Annotated in this window: 1 protein-coding gene and 3 pseudogenes; 2 read left to right on the top strand and 2 right to left on the bottom strand. The window is 53.5% G+C overall.

The features are described 5' to 3' along the window. Nucleotides 1-226 (top strand): annotated as a pseudogene (locus ACP151_RS21310) (IS5/IS1182 family transposase); the annotation flags it as partial. A gap of 431 nt (nucleotides 227-657) precedes the next feature. After that, nucleotides 658-1002, top strand: a pseudogene (locus tag ACP151_RS21305) (transposase); the annotation flags it as partial. A gap of 80 nt (nucleotides 1003-1082) precedes the next feature. Here ACP151_RS21305 and ACP151_RS21300 read toward each other — a convergent pair. Then, a complete protein-coding gene (locus ACP151_RS21300) occupies nucleotides 1083-1553 on the bottom strand; it encodes a hypothetical protein (protein WP_424980785.1) in 471 nt (156 codons plus the stop codon). Between the two features lie 408 nt (nucleotides 1554-1961). Further along, nucleotides 1962-2187, bottom strand: a pseudogene (locus ACP151_RS21295) (IS5/IS1182 family transposase); the annotation flags it as partial.

Here is a 2187-nt window from a genome sequence, read left to right as displayed (position 1 = left end):
CGAGATACTGCGCGCTTCGCAACGCTTCGGCAGGGCGCTGTGGAAACGATGGAGTGGTTATCACATCCGAAGTCGCGTGGAGGCCAAAATGCTATGCCTCAAGGCATTCGGCGAACGCATCATGGCGAGGGACCCAGACAGACAAACCGCCGAAATCCACATCCGCATCGCTCTCATGAACCGATTCTCGGCCCTCGGCACCGCCGAGATCGTGTGTGATGGATGAATCCGCCGCGGAAAGGGGAAGCTCGTCCTCAAAACGAGTTGCGCAACAACGCCTCACTCAATTGAGTTGACCCCTTGCAAGGTCCGCTTTGGAAGTTCCCGATCAAGCGAGGCGCCTGTTCAGTGGACCTCAGTTTTGTGCCCATCATGTTCGTGGAAAGCAAGTGGCAGTGCCAATTGGAGCTGGTCTCCGATCAGCCACAAATCACCGCCAGAAGCAATATCTCTGACCAAAAAGGCAGATCTATCTGATGCTTTACAAGAGGTGTTTGGTGGACCTTTGGGGAGCTCGTTCGAACACTTTGATCGAAGAAATCGAATCCGTAGCCAAATTTTTAAATTCGGTATCGCTCAGTTAACTCTGGATAATCCCCCGATCTTGAGGGGAGGCGAAAGTAGAATTTTCTCGGCAGGGTTAACGAGGAGATTTCGATGAACAAGGCACGATTCACAGAAGCTCAATTCTTGGGTGCGCTGCGCCAATTGGAGGGTGGTGTGCCTGCCGCCGAGCTGTGCCGCGAGCATGGGATGAGCAGAGCCACGTTGGACAAGTGGCGGGCGAAGTATGGCGACATGGACGCCAGTCTCATCAGAGAGATGAAGGCACTGGCCGATGAGAAAATGGCGACTGAGGCGCTTGAACGCTAACGTCAGCATGCAGAACGACCTGCTGAAGGAGGCGCTTGGAAAAAAATGATCCGGCCAGCTCAGCGCCGAGAGTCGGCTGTGAAATTGGTGGCGATGAAGGGCGTCAGCATTGCACTGCCATGCCGGGCAAGAGAGGGCCAAACCCTGAACAGAGCTAACTAATAAAACGCGGACACTTAAGGGAGCACGTCAACCGCGGCCTATGGGGATCAATATCGTTCGAGTTCCTCTTCGACGAGCGTTTTGACTCTTTCCGCGTCCGTCGAAAACGACAGTGTATAAAGGACAACTTTCTTACCGTCACGTTGCCCGATCGCCGTGCGAATATCATACTCGATCGTACCGCCAACCCCACCGGCGGCACAGGCGTAACTGCGTTCGACAATCCTGTCACCTTTGCGTAACTCGTGCCGCGTGTCTATCGACATTGCTGCGCAGGTTAGGCCGGCTATGATGTTGACGAGAGGGTGCTTCGGGATCTTCGTGCCCGCGACGCCGCAGAAAAACGCCGAGCTGATCTGGTCATCGTAAGCTCGCTTGTCGGAATACGCCTTCGCGGCTGAGTCTGTTTCGAAATCGATAGTGGTCCGTCCCTGTACGCAGCCGACCCCTAGGTCAAGATTGCTACCCGTGACTTCGGTTTCAACAACACGCTTTATACCGTCCTGTGCAGAAGACATTCCAGCGATCAAAGCAAAAATTGACGTTATTGCAATCGTACGAAGTAGCTTGAAATGGTGATCTCGCATGGTGCCCCCTCAAGTTGAACTGTGTCATGCATTGCTCGAGCAATAGTTTCACAAGTCTGTCGTGAATCAAAGAATATTTGTCCTTTTTGATAAAGCGAAACGCATTGCGGATTTTATGTGTAGCGGAAAGCAGCGTCCCCAAGGCAGAAACTAAAAGCAGATTGGGTTATGCCGACGCCCACCTTCTAAAATGGAGGGACTACCATACGGTCAACGGCTTTCTAGGAAATGGTCGGGTTTGCAGACTTCTCATAAATAAATTGCCGAGCTATAGGTCACTTTGAGTGGCGTTGTTGCGCAACTCGTTTTGAGGACGAGCTTCCCCTTTCCGCGGCGGATTCATCCATCACACACGATCTCGGCGGTGCCGAGGGCCGAGAATCGGTTCATGAGAGCGATGCGGATGTGGATTTCGGCGGTTTGTCTGTCTGGGTCCCTCGCCATGATGCGTTCGCCGAATGCCTTGAGGCATAGCATTTTGGCCTCCACGCGACTTCGGATGTGATAACCACTCCATCGTTTCCACAGCGCCCTGCCGAAGCGTTGCGAAGCGCGCAGTATCTCG

This window comes from Leisingera sp. S232 (assembly GCF_049800895.1).
In the GTDB taxonomy this organism is placed as follows: domain Bacteria; phylum Pseudomonadota; class Alphaproteobacteria; order Rhodobacterales; family Rhodobacteraceae; genus Leisingera.
The sequence above is the reverse complement of the archived record's forward strand: the minus strand, read 5'-3'. Positions and strand labels throughout refer to the sequence as shown.

Excerpts from the sequence above, each read along its gene's own strand:
- ACP151_RS21300 (WP_424980785.1), bottom strand. The coding sequence starts at position 1,553 with ATGTCTTCTGCACAGGACGGTATAAAGCGTGTTGTTGAAACCGAAGTC.